Annotated in this window: 18 protein-coding genes; 5 read left to right on the forward strand and 13 right to left on the reverse strand. The window is 31.5% G+C overall.

Translation table 11 applies throughout. The features are described 5' to 3' along the window. Positions 1-2 precede the first annotated feature (2 nt). Positions 3-1,094 (reverse strand): sensor histidine kinase, encoded by a 1,092-nt coding sequence (locus ACJ6WR_RS19685; RefSeq protein ID WP_409416212.1) that lies wholly within the window; start codon positions 1,092-1,094, stop codon positions 3-5. A gap of 426 nt (positions 1,095-1,520) precedes the next feature. Here ACJ6WR_RS19685 and ACJ6WR_RS19690 point away from each other — a divergent pair, with 426 nt between their 5' ends. Further along, positions 1,521-2,615 carry a DUF695 domain-containing protein gene (locus tag ACJ6WR_RS19690; RefSeq protein ID WP_409416213.1) on the forward strand — a complete coding sequence of 365 codons (1,095 nt, stop codon included), beginning with the start codon at positions 1,521-1,523 and terminating at the stop codon, positions 2,613-2,615. A gap of 260 nt (positions 2,616-2,875) precedes the next feature. Here ACJ6WR_RS19690 and ACJ6WR_RS19695 read toward each other — a convergent pair whose 3' ends face one another. Next, positions 2,876-3,235: a winged helix-turn-helix transcriptional regulator gene (locus ACJ6WR_RS19695; RefSeq protein WP_039116263.1), complete on the reverse strand. Its 360-nt coding sequence runs from the start codon at positions 3,233-3,235 to the stop codon at positions 2,876-2,878. Positions 3,236-3,339: 104 nt separating this feature from the next. Between ACJ6WR_RS19695 and ACJ6WR_RS19700 the strand changes: the two genes are divergently transcribed. Then, a complete protein-coding gene (locus tag ACJ6WR_RS19700) occupies positions 3,340-3,711 on the forward strand; it encodes a DoxX family protein (RefSeq protein ID WP_409416214.1) in 372 nt (123 codons plus the stop codon). Between the two features lie 98 nt (positions 3,712-3,809). Here ACJ6WR_RS19700 and ACJ6WR_RS19705 read toward each other — a convergent pair whose 3' ends face one another. The 9 genes from ACJ6WR_RS19705 to ACJ6WR_RS19745 form a co-directional block, all read right to left on the reverse strand. Beyond that, positions 3,810-4,577, reverse strand: a complete 768-nt coding sequence (locus ACJ6WR_RS19705) for an SDR family oxidoreductase (protein WP_409416215.1) — start codon at positions 4,575-4,577, stop codon at positions 3,810-3,812. A 19-nt stretch (positions 4,578-4,596) separates the two neighbouring features. Next, entirely contained in the window at positions 4,597-5,322 is a 726-nt protein-coding gene (locus tag ACJ6WR_RS19710; protein WP_409416216.1) for an SDR family oxidoreductase, read from the reverse strand. Positions 5,323-5,424: 102 nt separating this feature from the next. Further along, positions 5,425-6,354, reverse strand: a complete 930-nt coding sequence (locus ACJ6WR_RS19715; RefSeq protein ID WP_409416217.1) for a helix-turn-helix domain-containing protein — start codon at positions 6,352-6,354, stop codon at positions 5,425-5,427. A 105-nt stretch (positions 6,355-6,459) separates the two neighbouring features. Next, on the reverse strand, positions 6,460-7,020 hold the full coding sequence (locus ACJ6WR_RS19720) for a 2'-5' RNA ligase family protein (RefSeq protein WP_409416218.1): 561 nt from the start codon (positions 7,018-7,020) through the stop codon (positions 6,460-6,462). Positions 7,021-7,199: 179 nt separating this feature from the next. Further along, on the reverse strand, positions 7,200-8,183 hold the full coding sequence (locus tag ACJ6WR_RS19725; protein ID WP_409416219.1) for an NAD-dependent epimerase/dehydratase family protein: 984 nt from the start codon (positions 8,181-8,183) through the stop codon (positions 7,200-7,202). Then, positions 8,180-8,977 carry an SDR family NAD(P)-dependent oxidoreductase gene (locus tag ACJ6WR_RS19730; RefSeq protein ID WP_409416220.1) on the reverse strand — a complete coding sequence of 266 codons (798 nt, stop codon included), beginning with the start codon at positions 8,975-8,977 and terminating at the stop codon, positions 8,180-8,182. Before ACJ6WR_RS19730 ends, ACJ6WR_RS19725 begins: the two co-directional genes overlap by 4 nt. Before the next feature lie 131 nt (positions 8,978-9,108). Beyond that, positions 9,109-10,215, reverse strand: coding sequence for a helix-turn-helix domain-containing protein (locus ACJ6WR_RS19735; protein ID WP_409416221.1), 1,107 nt, complete (start codon positions 10,213-10,215; stop codon positions 9,109-9,111). Between the two features lie 310 nt (positions 10,216-10,525). Further along, positions 10,526-11,515 carry a type IX secretion system membrane protein PorP/SprF gene (locus ACJ6WR_RS19740; protein ID WP_409417941.1) on the reverse strand — a complete coding sequence of 330 codons (990 nt, stop codon included), beginning with the start codon at positions 11,513-11,515 and terminating at the stop codon, positions 10,526-10,528. Positions 11,516-11,942: 427 nt separating this feature from the next. Beyond that, on the reverse strand, positions 11,943-12,776 hold the full coding sequence (locus ACJ6WR_RS19745) for an AraC family transcriptional regulator (protein WP_086895893.1): 834 nt from the start codon (positions 12,774-12,776) through the stop codon (positions 11,943-11,945). A 104-nt stretch (positions 12,777-12,880) separates the two neighbouring features. Here ACJ6WR_RS19745 and ACJ6WR_RS19750 point away from each other — a divergent pair, with 104 nt between their 5' ends. Both ACJ6WR_RS19750 and ACJ6WR_RS19755 read left to right on the forward strand, forming a co-directional pair. Next, positions 12,881-14,047 (forward strand): MFS transporter, encoded by a 1,167-nt coding sequence (locus tag ACJ6WR_RS19750; RefSeq protein WP_409416222.1) that lies wholly within the window; start codon positions 12,881-12,883, stop codon positions 14,045-14,047. Positions 14,048-14,194: 147 nt separating this feature from the next. After that, positions 14,195-15,091: a carbohydrate kinase family protein gene (locus ACJ6WR_RS19755; protein ID WP_409416223.1), complete on the forward strand. Its 897-nt coding sequence runs from the start codon at positions 14,195-14,197 to the stop codon at positions 15,089-15,091. Between the two features lie 112 nt (positions 15,092-15,203). On the opposite strand, the gene ACJ6WR_RS19760 is transcribed toward ACJ6WR_RS19755, so the two are convergent. Next, the gene (locus tag ACJ6WR_RS19760) at positions 15,204-15,710 is read right to left on the reverse strand and encodes a CAP domain-containing protein (protein ID WP_409416224.1); all 507 of its coding nucleotides are present in this window, start codon (positions 15,708-15,710) and stop codon (positions 15,204-15,206) included. A gap of 326 nt (positions 15,711-16,036) precedes the next feature. Then, a complete protein-coding gene (locus tag ACJ6WR_RS19765; RefSeq protein ID WP_409416225.1) occupies positions 16,037-16,540 on the reverse strand; it encodes a CAP domain-containing protein in 504 nt (167 codons plus the stop codon). Between the two features lie 1,301 nt (positions 16,541-17,841). On the opposite strand from ACJ6WR_RS19765, the gene ACJ6WR_RS19770 reads away from it, so the two are divergent. Continuing rightward, positions 17,842-20,397, forward strand: coding sequence for an adenosylcobalamin-dependent ribonucleoside-diphosphate reductase (locus tag ACJ6WR_RS19770; protein WP_409416226.1), 2,556 nt, complete (start codon positions 17,842-17,844; stop codon positions 20,395-20,397). Positions 20,398-20,430 lie beyond the last annotated feature (33 nt).

Here is a 20,430-nt window from a genome sequence, read left to right on the forward strand (position 1 = left end):
AATTATTGTAATGGTAACTTTATTAAAAAAATCGTTCCACTTGGGGTATTATCAATCATCTCTATATCTCCATTATGATTTTTAATTATTCCATGTACTACACTAAGTCCAAGGCCACAGCTTTCGCCTACAGGTTTTGTAGTAAAAAATGGGTCAAATATTTTTTGTTTAATTTCATGAGGAACTCCAGGGCCATTGTCTGCTATTTTTAGTATCATATTTTCTTCATCACTATTCACTCCTATATAGATGATACTATTCTTTGGGGCTACGTATATTGCATTTATAAGTAGATTAAATAAAACTTGAGTAAGTTGAATGGAATCTACTTTTGCAATAATATCATCGTCTTGAAAATCAAGTTGATATTGTACACTCTTTTTCTGAAAATTCTGCTTAAGAAAGGTGAGAGCATCAGTTACTATTGGCTTTATTTTCAGCAATTGTAATTGTTGAGGCATACCACAAGAAAAAAACATTAATTTTTTGACTATTTCGCGTGAATAGATTGCTGAATTTATGATTTTGGCGATATCATCAATAATTATTTGATCCTTAGTTTCATCTTTAATAAGCTCTGCAAACCCTAATATGTTAGCAAGGGGAGTATTAAGTTCGTGTGCAATTCCTGCAGTCATTTCTCCAAGAATAGATAGTCTGTCTTTTCTCTCTAAAGTTTTCCTTAGAGTAGCTTTTTTGTCTAAATTTTGATATTTTTCTATGTAATTGCCAATTTCAAAAGAAACAGTATCTAAAAGTTCTTGTTCTTCTTTTAGAAAATGATTAAGATTATATTTTGGCTGAGGATAATATACTTTGATAAATCCTGAGACTTTATTTGATACTATTATTTCACGATGTTGGGAAACATTGTTTTTTGGAATTAATGCTGTAGCTAGTGTATAATCATTTATCTGAATTTCGACTATAGAATCATCACAAAATCTCCATGCTTTTACCACAGAAAAAATGATTTCTTCCAGAGTAACTTTATTAACATTATTAGATTTTGAAATTATTTTTGAAATCTGATAAAGACATAATAATTCTTTAATTCTTTCTTTTAGTTTTTCTTCTGGGGCACTATTAATCATTGCTTTTTTGTAGGAAAAAGGTTAAAAAATTTATAAAACTAATCAAAGTTAAATAAATTTCCTAATTGAAACTAGGAATTCTGATTTTCTTTTAACTATTTAAAAATGAACTAAATAGACTGTTGTAATGTGACTTATTCTGCTATTATTATAACTTTTCAGGGCTATTTAGCAATTGCTTTTTTGATTAACTTAAAAGCGTAATGTTTTTAATAAAAAAGCGACATTTTTTTTAAAATTTTATTTAGATCAAGAAATTGAAAATAGATGCAGTGAGGAAGAAATAGGTGTTTTTTTATATAAATGAGAGAGGTAAACAATCTTTATAATTTTGTTACCTTTTATGTCTTTAATTTCTTTATAATTTTTCACTTTGTTATATTTGAATATAAATTGAAATTAAAAGAATAATTAGAAAATAATATAATGAGTATGCTTAAAAATATTTTTGGAAAAAAAAGTGAAGCTATAAAGTCAAATGCTGATTTTTGGAATTGGTTTGAAAAAAATGAAAAGGATTTTTACAACGCGGTGAATAGAGGTACAAATATCGAGAAAGATTTTTTTGATAAATTATCTCCCCAGCTAGAAAGTCTAAAAGAGGGTTATTTTTTTTTGACAGGAATGCTTAATGAACAAACTGCTGAATTGGTTCTTACTGCAGATGGAAACATAAAGAATATTGTTTTTGTAGAAGAATTAGTTAATGCAGCTCCTAAACTTCCGAACTGGAAATTTACCGCCTTAAAACCAGCGACAGATATTAAAAATGTTTCTATAAAAATGGGAGATTATACTTTTGGTAGTGATAATCTGTTTTTTTACTCAAATGATGATAAGGAATATCCAGATAAAATAGATATTACAGTAGTACATTTAGATTGTAATGAAGAGAATAAGCCAATTATAACTAACGGAACTTATATTTTTTTAGATAATTATCTGGGAGAATTACACTTTACCGAAAACATAGATATAATTGATGTAATTGGTAAAGATGAAGCAAATAAAGAATTAGTACCTATTGAGAAACTACAAGATTTCCTGATTTGGAGACAAAAGGAATTTGTTGAGAAGTATGAAGGAGTAAGGCATAATACTGAGAATGATGGTTATTCTAGTCTTGAAGCTACACTTAGTAGTGGTTTACCTCTAATTGCAGTTATTAATTCTACATTGTTTGAATGGGATGCTAAACCATCACATCCGTGGATTGTAACCGTAAAAATAGGTTATAACGGAGAGGATAATAACGGATTTCCTGATAATGAAACATTTCAGTTATTAAATGAAATCGAAGATAATTTTTTAATGAAAGAACTTAAAGATTCCGAAGGATATCTTAATCTAGGGCGTGAAACTGCGGAAAATTTAAGAGAAATTTATTTTGCTTGTAAAGATTTTAGAAAACCTTCAAAAGTACTGGAAGTGATTAAGAATAAATTTGCCTCTCAAGTTGAGATTGAATATGAAATTTACAAAGACAAATACTGGCAATCTTTTAATAGATATATGAATTAGTCTTTTTGAGGTACTAAGGCACTAAGTTGCAAAGGTTCTGAGGTTGCTCAGTTTGAACATAAAAAAGTTAAAAATAGTATTTACACTATTGTTATCCTGATGTAAGAAGATAAGAATTTATAGTGAGTTGAAAAAGCAATCTCCATAAGTGACTCTAAATAGGTTATAGACTCACTTATGGAGATTCTTCGGCTCCGCTCAGAATGACAAGATGATGAATGTTTTGTGTTCAAGCGGAATAACCTCAGAACCTTTGCAACTCAGTGCCTTAGTACCTTGTTATTTTTCTCTCCCCAGTTGGACATTAAATCTAAAATTTCTTTAAAAGATTTACCAAGTTCTGTTAATTCATATTCTACTTTAGGAGGAACTTGTGCGTGAACAATCCGATTTATTAAACCATCATTTTCTAATTCTTTAAGTTTAGAGATAAGCATACGCTCTGAAATTCCTGTAAGTCTTAATTTTAATTCACTGTATCGGAGTTTATTCTCATTTATAAGATAGCTTAATATGTTTATTTTCCATCTCCCTCCAATTATCGATAGCGTATAGGCGATACCACAATTCTCGTTTAAGTAATTTTCATTAATACTATTGGTAGAGTTTTCTTTTCTCATAGCGTGTACTTACTTTTTTATCAGTACCCTACAATTTTGTATGTACTTTAATAAATGCAAGTTAGTAAATACATTTACAGCGTAAAAATTAAAATTTGTAAAAAATGGAAACTATTAAAACAATCATTTATTGGGCGAGTTATTTGTATTATCTCTATGTATTTGGGTATGCCTCACTTTTCAAAGTTTTTCAAAAAGAATCTATGATGAAAAGCATGGAATCTTTAGGCTTTAACAAGATTTGGACAATTTATATTGGTATCGGAGAACTTATCGGTGTCTTGCTAATTGTTATAGGATTATTTAATCCGCCTATAAAAACAATCGGGATTCTATTGTTGTTTCCTTTTGCAATAGGTGCATTTACAGCTCATATGGCTCATCAGGAATACAATCATTTTTATAATTCTCTTATAATGTGTATTCTCACTGTATTACTGTTATGGACAGACAAGACTTTTAAAATAATTTTATAAAAGTAGCTAATTGTCTAAATATTTTTTCACCATTAAGAGATTAAGAAAAGGGAAGTGTTTATCCTTAATGAAACTTAATTTCTTAATGGTGAATGGTTTTACAAATTCATTCCTCCCGAAACCTCAATACGTTGCGCATTAATCCATCGGGCATCTTCGGTACATAAAAAAGCTACAACACCACCAATGTCATCTGGTAATCCGGCACGACCCAAGGCAGTTGCAGATTTTACGTAATCATTATATTGCTGGATGTCTCTAACGGCTCCACCACCAAAATCGGTTTCTATTGCTCCGGGAGCTACAACATTGGCAGTGATTTTTCGGTTACCAAGTTCCTTTGCAAGGTATTTTGTAAATGTTTCTATCGCACCTTTCATCGAAGCATAAGCAGAATAACCAGGTCCTGTAAAGCGCGCTAATCCTGTTGAGATATTAATTATTCGACCACCATCTTGTAAAAAAGGCAATGCTTTTTGGGTCAGGAAATAAACACCTTTATAATTGATATTCATTAACTGGTCAAATTGTTCTTCGGTAGTTTCAGCGAAGGGAGCATTTATTCCGATACCGGCATTATTGATTAAAAAATCAAAGCGTTCTGTATTAAAAGTCTCTTTTAATACAGTTGTAATTTGGTTGTAAAAAGTATCAAAACTCTTTATATCCCCGCCAGTATTAAGTTGTAACGCAACTGCTTTTTGTCCTAGTTTTTCAATTTCGGCTACAACAGCTTTAGCTTCATCTTCGTTACTATTATAAGTAAGTATTACATTAATTCCTTTTTTAGCGATGCTTATTGCCATATTTCTTCCTAATCCTCTGCTACCACCAGTTACCAAGGCTATTTTTGTGTTTGTTGTCATTTTGATTCTTTTATTGTTATTAATTGGCATTCATTTGGTTAAATGCAGTTTTTAAATCGGCTGCACTTGCATTAGCTCTTGTTTCGCTAGATCCAAATGTAAGTTGGTCTTTTCCTTCTTTTAATTGTTCAAAAATAGATTCGATAAAACTTTCTACACTTGGTGCTGCATTATGCAAACCGATACCTCCAAGGTCAGTATTTAATGCAGGCGGAATTATTTCGATTACCTCAATGTTTTTAGCTTTTAGTAAATGACGAAGAGACAAAGTAAATGAACGAAAAAAGGCTTTTGTAGCTGAATAAACAGGTACTTTGGCATAAGGAGAAAAAGAAAGTCCCGAGGTAACATTCATAACCGTTTTAAGCGATTTTAAATTAATAAAAAGCGAAATTAAATGTAAAGGAGCTTCAATATTGGTTGCTATTTCAGTTTTTGCACGTTCAAAGAAATCTTCGTCAGAAAGATTCATCCATTGCTGGATTCCGGCATTATTTACAAGGACATTTAGATCGCTGTGATTTTCTGATATCCATTTATAAAGATCTATTCGTTCAGATTCAATCGATAAATCACATATTCTAGTAATTACTGTCGGGAATTTATCGGTAAGTTCTTTTAAGACAGATTCGCGTCTTCCGCAAACAATCACAGTATTATTTTCTTTAATAAATCTTTCGGTAAGTCCCAAGCCAATACCGCTTGCGCCACCAGTAATTAGTATTTTATTGTTCAGTAATTCCATTGCTCTATTTATTTTTAAATTGATAAGACAAAGGTAGGAACGAAGTAAAACTGGAGAGTTGCAAATATCAATCTGATGTTTGCGAAATTCAAATCAGACTAATTATGTACGAAATGATAATGGTGTAAGTGTAGTTTGTTTTTTGAAAAAATTAGAAAAGTGTGCTAGTTCTTCAAAACCAAGTGAATATGCAATTTCAGATACATTCCAATCCGTTTCTTTTAATAGAATTTTGGCTTCCTGTGTTAGTCGGCTACTTATTAATTCGGTAGTAGTTTTACCTGTATTTTCTTTAAGTACTTTATTAAGATGATTTACATGAATAGATAATCGTGCTGCAAAATCTTTAGCAGTTTTTAATTCCAATCTTTGGTGTGGAGATTCTATAGGGAATTGTCTCTCAAGTAATTCTATAAATAATGAAGAAACTCTGGCTGCGGAATTATGTTTGGAATATAAAGCTGTTATGGGTTGTAATTTTTGCCCAAAATGAATTAATTCAGATACATAATTACGAATTAAATCGTACTTGTAAAGGTAGACAGAATTGATTTCTTTGTGTATTTTTTGGAATATGAATTCAATTTCTGTAGATTCTTCATCCGTTAATAGAAAAACTGGGTAACCATCTGATTTAAAAATAGGAAGTTCATCGAGTTCTATTCCGTTTTTATTTCCTGTTATAAATTCGGATGTAAAAACGCAAAAATGCCCCGATTGATAGATGTCTTGGGGAACATAATGATAAGGAATTTTTGGAGTAGCAAATAGAATAGCATTTTTTTCAATATCAATTACTTTATCGGCGTATTCGGCTCTGTTTTTACCTCTTATTAAACTTATTTTGTAGTATGCTCTTCGGTCATAAGGCATAAAAGGTTTTTCTCGGAGTTTTTCCCAAAGTTCTTTTGTATTGAAAACATTAAAGTGACCGATTTCTTTTTTAATATCATTCGGTAATAACGAACTTGGTTCAATATCCGAACCTTCAGTGAGATTTTTATAAAACTCGTCTATAGATGTTGTTTTCATACCAAATGATTTGTGAAATTCAAATATACGAAATTTGGTTATTTGTTTATTGTTGTTAGTTTATAGTTGATTGTTGATAGTTTAAAGTTGTTGGTTGCATTTATACTAAAAAAGTGTTCCTTGTATTAATTCTGGTTGTGTATTACTGTTGAATTGAAAAGTATCGATTACTGAAAATTGTTTTACCACTTCGTTAAATTGTCTTAGTACAATACTATCGCATATGAAGTTGGTATTAATTGTAGTAAATAGTCGGTTTGCAATTTCTATATTTTCAGGAGTTAATCTTCTTGCAATAGATAGATGCGGATTATCACTTTTTTTCATATTCGGAATAACAAGTGATTGGTGAACCCGTTTCATAATTGGTTTTAATTTGTTTCTGGAAACCTCGTTTGGAGTTATTACAAAAGCTCCATTAGGGTAAGAATCAAATTTATCGAGTTGTACCTCAAAAGGTTCAAAAGAATCGCATAAACGGCTTAATTTAGCTTTAACTATTTCAAGTTCTTTATCCGTAGCTTTAAATTCGCAAATGGTGATATGCGCAACTGAATTTTTGCTGTTAAACCATTTTATTTCATCAGCCAATTGTTCTTTCATTGATTTAATCAAAGCGATAGTCGCCTCTGGAGGATATATAGCTACTGAATAATGCTTTTGCATGGTGGTTTCGTTTTGAAGCAAAATTAAGGAATAAATCTTTTTTAAAGGTTCAAAGGTTCAAAGGTTCAAAGATGCAGAGGTTCAAAGGTTTTCTGTAGAGACGCACCGCAGTGCGTCTTCCATGAAGGAGGGGTGATTATTTTGTAATTCCGTGGGTTTTTAAGTAAGTCATTCGATAATTACTTTCTCCCTAATTTTTTAGTTTTGCTTTCAAAATATTTTAAAGCATCATTGATAGCTACTTCAGTATGTCTGTAATTTATTCCTAATTCGTGGATGGATTTTTCATTAGAATAAAAATTATCAATACAAAGTGCTTTCATATTGGTAGAACTAATGCTGGTTTTAATTTTTAATAATCTAATGCCATCTCCCAAATAGCCTAATCCTATTAAAACTTGTTTTGGGATTTTTATCATAATAGGATTTTGATTTGCAATTATATTGAGCTTCTTGAAAAACTCGAAGTAACTGAGGTTTTTATTAGCCAAAATATATTTTTCTTTATTTTTTCCTTTTTCTAAACTCTTGATAATTCCAGAAGCAACATCTTTTACATGAACAAAGTTTTTTCCTCCTGGCGGATAAAACAGAATCTTCTTTTTCCAGCCCATCAAGATAATTCTCCCTGAACTTGGTTTAGTGTCATAAGCGCCAAGCATAAAAGTTGGATTTACTATCAAAACTTCAATTTTATTACTTTTTTGCAATAAATACTCTTCGGTTTCTAATTTACTTTTGGCATAATATGAAGTTGTAAAAGGTAATTTTATCTTCTTCGTTTCATCTCCCAAATCAGTCAGAGAACCAAATCCTAATGTATTTGCTGTGCTAACAAAAATAAATTTTTTGACCTTGCAGTAAATAGCTGCATTGAATAATTGGATAGTAGCATCGTAATTTATTTTTTGATAATCACGATAATAAATTAAGTTTTGATTTGTTTCGGCAGCAATATGTATCACAAAATCTACGTCGTTTAATGCTGAGGTTAAATCATCGAATAAATTACCTTGATATAATTCCAGATTTGAATGTTTCTGACCTTCAAATTTGGCTTTATCACGTATTAATCCTTTTACAAAAAAATCATTGTCTAATAATGTTTCGACCAGATTAGTACCTAGTAAACCACTAATACCTGTTACAAATACTTTTTTCATGATACAATTTCTCTTTTAATAGCTCGTGTCATTAAAGGCAATCGTATTCCTATTGGTAAAATTTTTAGTATTGCCCAACTTATAGGATTTACCATGATTACACTATCTTTTTTAAATAATTGTTTGATGCAATATTGTGCAACTTTTTCGGGATCTAATAAAGTTAGTTTTCCTAAAAAACCTTGTTTTTCTATTCTGGCTTTAATCTCGTCGTTGGTTTTCATTGCGCCAGGATTTACAACACTTACAAATACGTTTGTATCTTTTAATTCCTGATATAAACCTCGGGAAAAAGAATGGATAAAGGTTTTGGATGCAGGATAAACAGTTTTGTAACCAATGGGAGAAAAAGCTGCCATACTCGAAACATTTAGGATATAGGATTGTTTTTGCTTCATTAAATTAGGCAATAACTGATGCGTAAGGATGGATGTTGCCACAACATTTACCTGCATAATGGTATTGATATAATCGACCTTGGCATCGACAAACTTTTTTGTTCCGCCAGTTCCGGCATTATTAATTAAAATATGAACATTAAAGTTTTCGTTTATCCAATTAGAAAGCGCTATAACATTATCAGAAACACTTAAATCGGTTTCGAAGTAAGATGTTTTTACATTGTATTTGGCAGTAATTTCGTTGGATAAATCCAAAAGGCCCTGATTGGGTAAACTTATCAATATGAGGTTCATTTTTCTTTTGGCAAATTCCAAAGCAAATTCTTTTCCTAATCCCTGACTTGCACCTGTGATGACAACAAATGATTCTTCTGATTTTTTTTCGGCTGACATAATCTTTAATTTATTGTAGCAAATGTAGATTTGATTATAACCGTAAATGTTCGTGTTTATAAATGAGAACCAGTTTTATGTTTGCATAAGTGTTTGGAAATGAGTTGTCGGTTTTAGGTAAAAGTTCGAACTTATAAACTTGGACTATTCTTTTTGTACTCGGATGGAGTTTGATTGGTGATTTTTTTGAATGTATTATTAAATGAAGTTTTCGAGTTGAAGCCAGATTCGTATGCAATCCCTAAAATAGAAAGATTGTTCATTTCTTCTTTTACTAATAGTTCTTTTGCTTTTTGGACACGATATTTATTAATGAACTGAAAGAAGTTTTCGTTAAAGCCTGAATTAATAGCATAGGATACTTGATGTGGCGTACGATTTACGAGTTCGGATAATTTTATAAGATTTAGTTCACTATCCAGATAAGGTTTTTGCTCAAGCATTATACGATTTAGCTCTGTTTTTATAACAATCAATTCGGCATCAGAAATCACTTTTCGTTTTATTTCGATTAGTTCTTCTTGCTCATTTATTAGTATTATCTCAGAGCGTTGTTTTTCATCCAACGGAAAAATCTCTTTTTGTTTAAGAGAGTAATACGCAATAACGAAGATTATAATTAACGAAGCACTATTTATAAATACGTTTAATGTTGAGTAATAAAAAAACACATTATAAACCGTAATAATTAAGCTCATTGATAGGATTAATAAAATAATGTATTCTAACCAATTTAAGTCAATTTCATTTGCATTAGATGAAAAAAGAAGTGTATTTTTTTTGTGTTTTCTAATCTTTAAATATGAAGCTAAGGCATAGAAAACTGATTGTGTTAGCATAAGTGTAATCGAAAGTAATTTAAGAGAAGTTGAGTTTTCTTTTGATCTTAGAAGCAATACAAAAAAGAATACTATTGGGAGAATGAGGTATTTAAAATCGGATTTGCTGAATTTATAATTGGGATTTGTAAAAAACACAATACTAAAATAAAACACTAGAGGAGTAGTAAACTGAATAAAGTGGATAAACGAATTTAAAGGTTCACTTACTTTGTGATTGCTCAAGAATAAAGAAATTTCATCAATCCAGAATGTTGCCCACAAGAACAGGAATATTCCGAAATAAAAATTAGCTTTTTTATTTACGTTTAGAGGATTAGTTATCTTAAGAAATGAAAGCAGAATGAGCGACCCAAAAATCAAAATTATTATTAAAGAATTAAGTTCGCTTATGTTCATTACGGTTTTATTTAAAATAGTTTATCAAATTTAAGCATTTCGGCTTTCGATAAACTTTTTAAGTTAAAAAACTGTATAAAGAAGAGGGTAGGTTTGTATGGAATTTAAGTGAATGTTACCGAAATATATAACGGTTTAGTTTTTCTTGAAAAATCACAAAATTAAGTTTGAAAAGATTTTTTATGTTTTTTAGGATTCAATATATTAGCAAAAAAAATATCAATGCCAAGTTACTTAAAAAGCGAATAGCCTAAAAATGGATATTCGCTTTTTTATTTGTTATAATCGGTTGTTTTTGTTTAAATCAGAATTATAAATTTATTGCAGGGCATTCACATTCATATCGTTCTTTTTTGCAGAATAAATTTATTCCTAATGTAACTTGATGATATGCTCCGCTATCAAATTGTATATCACCTATAACTTTAGAATACGTGTATGCAAACATGAAATTTTTGTACTTAGCGCCCAAAATAGGAGTTACGTATTGTAAGTTTTGTTTAGAAACATCAATACCATCATAGTATTCGGTACCATTAAAATTTCTTCGGTATGACAAGGCTGCCCATATATTACCTTCTCCAATTTTTTTATAAGCTTTTAAGTTAATGTCGATTATTTTTTCTTTGGTTTTATCAACTAGCTGAAAAAGGAATGAAGGTTCTATCCATATTCTTTTTTTGCTCCCAAAAGTATATCCTGCACTCAAAAGATATTTTCGGATATTTTTACTTTCATATTCTGTATATAACTGACGTCTTGTTTCGAGAGCACCTTGAACCGTAGCGTGGGTATAAAAATTTAGATAATTATAAGACGCTCCAAAATCAACATTAAAGTAAGAATCTTTTAAGACACCTCCGTTAACAATTGGATCAAAACCAATGAATGAAGTTTCGTCTAACTGACTTTGAATAACTCCAGCATTCATACCAAATGAAAGTTGATTTAAGTCCATTTCATCTCTTGAAAAAAGAATGTGATAGGCATAAGTAAGTTTTATCCCTTTTTGAGAATGATATCCATTTTTATCATTAAAGAGTATAATACCTGCACCGGTTCTATCTCCAATTCGGCTACTAAGGCTTAATGTTTGAAGCGAAGGCGCATCGTCTTGTCCAGACCATTGGCTGCGTGATGTTACTCTTAATTTAGTGCAATCAGAAGCTCCTGCCATTGATGGATGTATCAGGTAATAGTTGTCTGATAAATAATCGGAGTATATAGGAATTCCTTCTTGGGAATAAGAAAAGGAAAATATAAATAATAAAAGAACTGAAAATCTAATTTTAGTATATATCAAAGCCGTAAATGGTATTTATTAAACTGTAATAGGGTATTATACTGAAATACACTTGTTTTCACGATATAATAAACACCTGGATTTTTGCAAAGTAAGCTCAGAAAGGATGGATTTATTGCTGTAATAAGATATAAAAATAGCTGAATAAGACATTTTTAGTTTAGGAAAGGTACAGAGGTACTAAGGCTCTGAGGTGCTAAGGTTGCTTAGTTTTTGTTTGAAATAATCGTTGTGATTTATGACTTTTTTTTAAGGCTCTAAGGTACTAAGAGGCAAAGGTTCAAAGGTTGCTTAGTTTGTGACTTTTACGTAAATAAAAAACAATAGAAAGAAATCCGTTTTTATCTGTGTTTTCGCTTTAGCGAATCTGTTTTATCCGTGTTCCCTCTATAGGCAATCAATAAATATACACACGTCTTAGAATTTACAATTTTTTGAAATCGCTAGGATTCATGTTTTTTCTTTTCTTGAAGTAATTTGATAAATGACTTTCGTCTGTAAAGCCAAATTCGTAGGCAATTTGCTTGATAGGCATTTGGTTGTTGGTAATTCTTTTTTCGATTAATATCGTTCTTAGGTTATTGATATAATCACGATAACTAATGGCGAATGTTCTTTTAAAATAGGCGCTAAAATAGGTTTCGGCTATATTAAAATGAGCTGAAATTGCTTTTATCTGAACCAGTTTGGGATAATAAATATTCTGATGGATATAAGATGTGATTTGCTCGCTATCAAAATGATTTCCTTGTGCTTTAGGATTCATACCACGCATGGTTTCTTTGATTAGTCCAAAGATTGAAAGGATCTGATAGAATACAATTGGAGAAGTTGTTACATCTATTCGGCTGTTGTAAGCTGTAATGTTTTCTATTGTGTTTTTTAGGATTGTTTTACAAGGCTCATCTAATTTCAGAACAGTTTCTTTTAGGAGTTTATCCCGCATAAAACACTCTGGAGTATTGAGTAATAAATCATCACAGAAAAGACTTTTATTAGAATTGAAATAATTATCTGTGAATTTTATATATACAAACCGAGTGCATTTCTTGATATCAAAACAATGTTCATCTTCGGGCGAAATTACAAATAGGTCACCTGTTTTGTACGGAAGTAAGTTTTGATTAAGATGATGAATTCCATTGCCTTTTACGATATAAATAATTTCATAATAGGTGTGACCATGAAAAGGAAGGTGAAATTTTTCTTCTTCAAATTCATCTATAACAAGTGTTTCAAATTGATTTAATTTCGGCATGCTCGATATGTACAAGTTAATGTCGTAAATATACAACTTATTTTAACATTACCGGATGTAAATTTGCTGCATAGAAAATCTATTCCTTTTCTATAAAAAATCAAATGAAAAAAAGTCTTATTGCGCTCTCATTGGGCGGTTTAACTATTGGGATCACAGAGTTTGTGATGATGGGTTTATTGCCTGATATTGCTCAGAATATGAATGTTTCTATTCCTGTAGCAGGATATTTAATTTCTGCTTATGCATTAGGTGTTGTAATTGGTGCACCATTATTAGTTATTATAGGAAGAAATTATCCGCCAAAGAAAATGCTTTTAATTCTGGCAATGATGTTGGCTGTATTTAATGCTCTTTCGATTATTGCGCCTACTTACGAAATATTATTTGCATCGAGATTATTATCGGGCTTACCTCACGGAGCCTTTTTTGGGGTGGGAGCTGTTGTAGCGAGCCGACTTGCTGATAAAGGAAAAGAAGCACAGGCTGTTTCCATTATGTTTTCGGGATTAACATTGGCAAATTTAATAGGTGTTCCTATCGGAACTTATATTGGGCATCATTTTTTATGGCGTTATACATTTGTACTTATTGCAGTAATCGGATTACTTACGTTTCTTTTTATTTATTTATGGATGCCAAATCTGGAATCTAATAAAAGCGAAAGTATGAAAACTCAATTGCAGTTTTTTAAGAAGACTGAAGCTTGGTTAATAATTGCAATTACAGCAATAGGTTTTGGAGGATTGTTTTCCTGGATTAGTTATATCGCACCTTTGCTAACAAATGTATCTGGTTTCTCGCCAGAGAATGTTCCCTACATCTTAATTTTAGCAGGATTAGGAATGGTAATAGGGAATTTTATAGGAGGAAAATTAGCGGATAAATTTTCGGCATCAATTACTGTTATAATGTTGCTTTTTGTAATGGCTATCGATTTGCTTTTGGTTTATTTCTTTTCATATAATCAGTATGCGTCTTTATTTTTGACCTTCTTAACAGGTTGTGTTTCGTTTTCGATTGTAGCACCAATCCAGATGTTAATGATTCAGACAGCAACGGGTGCCGAAATGATTGCTTCGGCAGCAATTCAGGCAAGTTTTAATATAGGAAATGCATTAGGAGCTTTTTTAGGAGGATTGCCTCTAATAGCTGGTTACAGTTATGCTTCGCCTAATTTAATAGGAGTAGGAATGTCATTTTTGGGAATACTTTTTACCTTTATATTTATACAAAGAAAAAAATACGTGATGCAATTACAAAGAGTTTAAAAATGAATATATTTATAAAAGACAAGTCAAATAGGCTTGTCTTTTTGTTTATAGATATAGCTTTTGCTCATTTGGTTACATGAAATAAAAGATTATTTTTACTTTACTGATGTAGGTTTTGATAGCAATACTTAAATTGATTTTAGAATGAATAAAGAGAAAAAACTTAATGCTGTTTCTTACGGTGAAGTACTTTGGGACGTTTTTGGAAACGAAAAAAAAATAGGAGGTGCTCCGCTTAATGTTGCTTTACGTATGAAAGCATTGGGTTGTAATGTTGCGATGGTGAGTTGTGTGGGTAATGATACAGACGGAATAGCAATAATAAATCAGGTTAAAAGTCTTGGTCTCGAAACCGATGCTATTATCAAATCAGAGGAATTTCCGACTGGTTTAGTTCAGGTTTCTTTAAGTGAAAATGGATCGGCTAGTTATGAAATTAATTATCCATCGGCATGGGATAAAATTGTTTTAAATGAAACGGCAAAAAAGTTGGTTACTCAAGCCGATGTACTTATTTACGGGAGTTTGGTTTGTAGGGATTCTGTTTCTCGTTTAGCATTAGAAGAATTGCTTCAAAATGATCTTTACAAGGTTTTTGATGTAAACTTAAGGAAACCGCATTACTCGTATGATATAATCGAGAAGTTAATGCAATCGGCTAGTTTTATAAAGTTTAATGACGAAGAGTTGCAGGAAATTGCCTCGGCTATGGGGTCGTCTTATGTTGGTTTAGAGGAAAACATAGCATTTATTGCTAAAAAAACAAATGCTAAAGCCATGTGTGTAACCAAGGGTAAAGATGGAGCATCATTATTATGGGAAGGCAAATTGTATCATAATAGCGGTTACTTGATAAAAGTTGTAGATACTGTAGGAGCAGGAGATTCCTTTCTTGCAACATTAATTAGTTCATTACTTACGGGTAAATCTCCGCAGGAATCAATAAATCTTGCTTGTGCAGTTGGAGCTTTAGTAGCAGGATCGGCAGGAGCAAATCCTGAGATTTCCTATTCTAAAATAGAAGAGTTAATGCTAAAATAATCTTAGATCTTTCATTTTTTTTAATGAATAAGAAACAAAAAAAAACACTCCTTTTGAGAGTGTTTTTCTGCTTTTGGACATTAAAATAATCTAAGATGTGGTATTTGTGGTATTAATATTTTACAAAGATATTGGTGTAGTATTTTCTGCCATTAATAGGATTTTCACTAACCGAAATACCAAAATTGCTATAATCTCCTGTAATGTTTTTTTTGTGTTCAGGACTAGCTAACCAAGCATCGAGAGCAGCTTTTGGGGTGTTGTAATTATAGGCAATATTCTCGCTTACTTTTATAACACCAAGAGCTTTAATGATGTCTTCTGAACGAGCTACAAAATCATCATGGCTTACAATATTATTAGTAATCATGTAATTATTATGTTCTTCGGATTTAACAGAAATGTAGTTTATTTTTTCTAATGTGTTTAAACCTATACTAGTTCTATATTCGTTTATTAAATCCATTACTTCTAATTCTGTTGGAGTATAATTATAGTCTACTACAATTTCAGGAATAGGTTTTGTTGTTTCATTGCTATTACTACTATCATTAGAGCATGAATGTAGCGTAAATACTATTGTGATTAATGATATAATTAGACTTATGTTTTTTGCCATAATAAAAAATAATTTACTGATTCAGTTAGATTTATTTGATACGGCAAAGGTCTGGTCAATTTATTTTAATGTATATCTGTATAGGGTTTAAAATCAATAGAATAAGGTTTTTTTTAAGTTTTGTAATGTAAAGATTCTGAGAGATAAAGGCTTAGTTTATGCTTGAAGTAATCGTAATTTTGTTTTTCTGTGAAAAAGAAATCTTCGCAGGAATTAATAAGTATTGCTTGTGCAGCAGGAACTTTTAGAGCAGAGTTGACTGGAATAAGATTTGAAATTTCTATTCTGGAGTAGAAGAGTTAATGCAGAGAGTATAAGCTAATAGATTAATATTTTACAAAGATGTTTGTGTAATATTTTCTTCCATTAATTGGATGTTGTCTCACCGAAATACCAAAGTTAGTATAATCGGCCATAATGTTTTTTTTATGTTCGGGGCTATTTAGCCAAGCATCTAAGGCTTCTTGCGGAGTATTATAATTATAGGCAATGTTCTCACTGACTTTAATAACACCTAAAGTTCTGATGATGTCTTTTAATCGAACTGCGAAGTTATCATGACTTACAGCATTATTGACCATCATATAATTAGTATGTTCTTCGGCTTTAAGTGAAAGATAGTTTATTGTGCCTAGCGTATTTAGGCCTTTGCTAACTCTGTATTTGTTTATTAAGTCCATTGTTTCTAGCTCTATAGGGGTGTAATTGTATTCTACAACAACTATGGGGATAGGTTCTGGCTCGTTGCTAATGCTTGTATCGTTAGCACAGGAATGGATAGTAAATAATATTACGATTAGGGATGCTATTTGATTTATTTTTTTTGCCATAATAAAATATATTTTATTAACTCGTAGGCTGTAATTACTCCGTCTGTTTGCTTTGCTACCGTCATGAAAGTTTTATCTAACAGGTAAAGGGGAAATGATTTTTAACTTTCAAAAAAAAGACGCTTTCTTTATTTAAAACAGATATAGCTTATTAGCCGAAAGAAATAGTTTTGTTTGCTTATACCAATCTCTGTTGCTCAGTTTTTAAATTAATTTACACCCAGCGGGTATTTTTATTAATTGTAATGTAGTTGTTTATTACAGTAAAGTTCGGTTAAAATATTTTAAGTTATATATGTATATTGCTTAAAGTCAATGTAATATGTATTTATTTTTTCTTTATATTATGTTTTTTTCTTTAGAGGTTCAAAGGAGCAAAGGAGCAAAGGTGCTGAGGTTCTAAGGTTTTTGTAGAGGCGCACCGCAGTGCGTCTCCCGTAATATATTCTCTAAAACCAAAACAAAAAAAAATCTGCAAAATCTGCAAAATCTGCGTGAACCAAAATTAACTTCACGCTGAAATGCATTATGGGAAGTACATAGCAGTGCGTCTTAAATGTTGAGGGTTTAGTTCAAAGGTTCAGAGGTTCAAAGGTTCAAAGTGGCAGAGGGACAAAGGTGCTGAGGTACTAAGGTTTTTGTAGGGACGCATAGCAGTGTGTCTAGAATATTGAGGGTATTTACTCTTGTTTTTAGAAGTGCAAAGATACAAACATACTGGGGTTATAGGGTCTTTTGTAGGGATGTATAGCAGGGTGTTTAAAACATTGAGGGTATTTACTCTTTTTTATTCAAAGGAGCAAAGTGGCAAAGGTGCTGAGGTACTAAGGTTTTTTGTAGAGGCGCACCGCAGTGCGTCTCCCGTAATATATTCCACAAGCCGAATCCTAAAACCAAAACAAAAAAATCTGCAAAATCTGCGTGAACCAAAATTAACTTCACGCTGAAATGTATTATGGGAGGAGCACAACGTTACGTTTTAAACATCAAAAATTATTATTTGTTAAAACTCTTAATAAGGAAAGTATTCTGTAAAAAAAGTCAAAATTTTTATGAATTATTGATGGTTTTTAACAGCATGAAAATTGTTTTATTAAAGAAGTTTAATTGTGATTAAAAATTAATTCGGTATTACATTAAAAATAAAAATTTGTTAACTTTTCTATGTTAGTAAATTTTTAATCTATTGATTTTTAGTTTTTTAAATTGTTTTATTTGTAAACTTTTTTATTTTGATTTTTTTAGTAGTTTAATTATTTTTAAATTTACATCAGAATTTAATACTAAAAATTATCAATATCATGGACAAATTATTAGCTACAAAAAACAATGCGATTATGTACACTCAAGAAGAGGTTGTACAAGCATCTTTAGAATATTTTAAAGGAGATAGTCTTGCTGCAACTGTTTGGGTAAGTAAGTATGCACTTAAAGATTCTGAAGGCAATATTTTTGAGTTATCTCCTAATGATATGCATCAACGTATTGCAAGAGAAATTGCTCGTATTGAAAAAAAGTATGTTAATCCGTTATCAGAAGTTGAAGTTTTTGATTTGATAAAAGATTTTAAATATTTAGTTCCTCAAGGTAGCCCGATGACAGGAATTGGAAACCCATTTCAGGTTGCATCATTATCAAATTGTTTTGTAATTGGTAATGATAATTCAGACTCATATGGGGGAATCATGAAAACGGATCAGGAGCAAGTTCAGCTTATGAAACGAAGAGGAGGAGTTGGTCACGATTTATCTCATATTCGTCCAAAAGGTTCGCCAGTAAGAAATTCGGCATTGACATCTACAGGATTAGTGCCATTTATGGAGCGTTATTCTAATTCGACTCGCGAAGTTGCACAAGATGGTCGTCGTGGTGCATTGATGCTTTCGGTATCTATTAATCATCCTGATGCAGCCGATTTTATTGATGCCAAAATGGAACAGGGAAAAGTTACTGGGGCAAATGTCTCTGTACGTATTGATGATGAGTTTATGAAAGCTGTTAAGGCAGATGGAATATATGTTCAGAAATATCCAATATTTAGCGATAATCCTTTGTATTCTAAAGAGATTAAAGCCAAAGAACTTTGGAATAAAATTATTCATAATGCATGGAAATCTGCAGAACCAGGAATTTTGTTTTGGGACACTATCATTAAGGAATCTTTGCCTGATTGTTATGCCGATTTAGGGTACAAAACACTTTCTACAAACCCATGCGGAGAAATTCCGCTTTGCGCTTATGATTCTTGCCGTTTGTTGGCTATCAATTTATTATCTTATGTAAATAATCCTTTTACTAAAGAGGCTTCTTTTGATTTTGAACTTTTCAAAAAACATGTAGCTGCAGCTCAAAGAATAATGGATGATATTATTGATCTTGAATTAGAAAAGATTGATGCTATATTAGGAAAAATAGATGCTGATCCAGAAAGTGATGAGGTAAAATTAGTAGAGAGAAATTTATGGCTTAATATCCGAAATAAAGCCAAAGAAGGTCGTCGTACCGGAATTGGAATTACTGCTGAAGGTGATATGCTTGCTGCACTTGGATTACGTTACGGAAGCGATGAAGGAGTTGTATTCTCTGAAAAGATACATAAAACACTTGCTATCGAGGCTTATCGTGGATCTGTAAACCTAGCCAAAGAACGTGGTATGTTTACTATCTATGATTCTGAAAGAGAAAAGAACAATCCGTTCTTACTTCGATTAAAAGAAGCCGATGAAGAGTTGTATTATGAAATGAAAGAACACGGTCGTCGTAATATTGCTTTGCTTACTATAGCACCTACAGGAACAACAAGTTTAATGACACAAACATCATCGGGAATTGAGCCTGTTTTCTTGCCTGTTTACAAACGCAGAAGAAAGGTAAATCCAAATGATAAAGATGCTCGTGTAGATTTTGTTGATGAGGTAGGAGATAGCTGGGAAGAATATGTTGTGTTTCATCATAGGTTTAAAGAATGGATGCTTATTAATGGATATGATATTACTAAAAATTACAGTCAGGAAGAAATAGATGAATTAGTAAAAAAATCTCCTTATTATAAAGCGACAAGTAATGATATCGACTGGTTAAGTAAAGTTCGTATGCAAGGAAAGATTCAGAAATGGGTAGACCATTCTATATCTGTTACCATAAATGTGCCTAACGAAACACCCGAAGAAATGGTAGATAAATTGTATATGGAAGCTTGGGAGGCAGGATGCAAAGGTGTTACTGTATATCGTGATGGTTCACGTTCGGGAGTACTTATTGCTAATACTGAAAAGAAAGAAGAAGCTGCTCCGACTGTACCAAGTATTTTTTCGACAAAACGCCCTCAGGTATTAGAAGCTGATGTGGTTCGTTTTCAGAATAGTAAAGATAAGTGGATTGCTTTTATCGGATTAATTGATGGCAGACCTTATGAAATTTTCACAGGTCTGGTAGATGATGAAGATGGAATTTTAATTCCGCGTTGGGTTTCGGAAGGACTTATTATCAAAAATAAAAAAGAAGACGGAACTACTCGTTATGACTTTCAATATAAAAACACCAGAGGTTATAAAACAACCATCGAAGGACTTTCGCATAAATTTAATCCTGAATACTGGAATTATGCTAAACTAATATCGAGTACTTTACGACATGGTATGCCTATAGATAAAGCTGTTGAGTTAGTTAGCAGTCTTCAGCTTGACGGTGAATCTATAAATACCTGGAAAAATGGTGTTGCGCGTGCCCTTAAACGTTATATCGTAGATGGTACAGAAGCTCATGGTCAAAAATGTAGTAATTGTAACTCTGAGAATCTTATATATCAAGAAGGTTGCCTTACTTGTAATGATTGTGGATCATCTAAATGTGGATAGGTTTTTGTTGAGGTTCAAAGGTTTTTTTAAAGG

Origin of the sequence: Flavobacterium sp. PS2 (assembly GCF_046250155.1) — a bacterium.
GTDB lineage: Bacteria > Bacteroidota > Bacteroidia > Flavobacteriales > Flavobacteriaceae > Flavobacterium.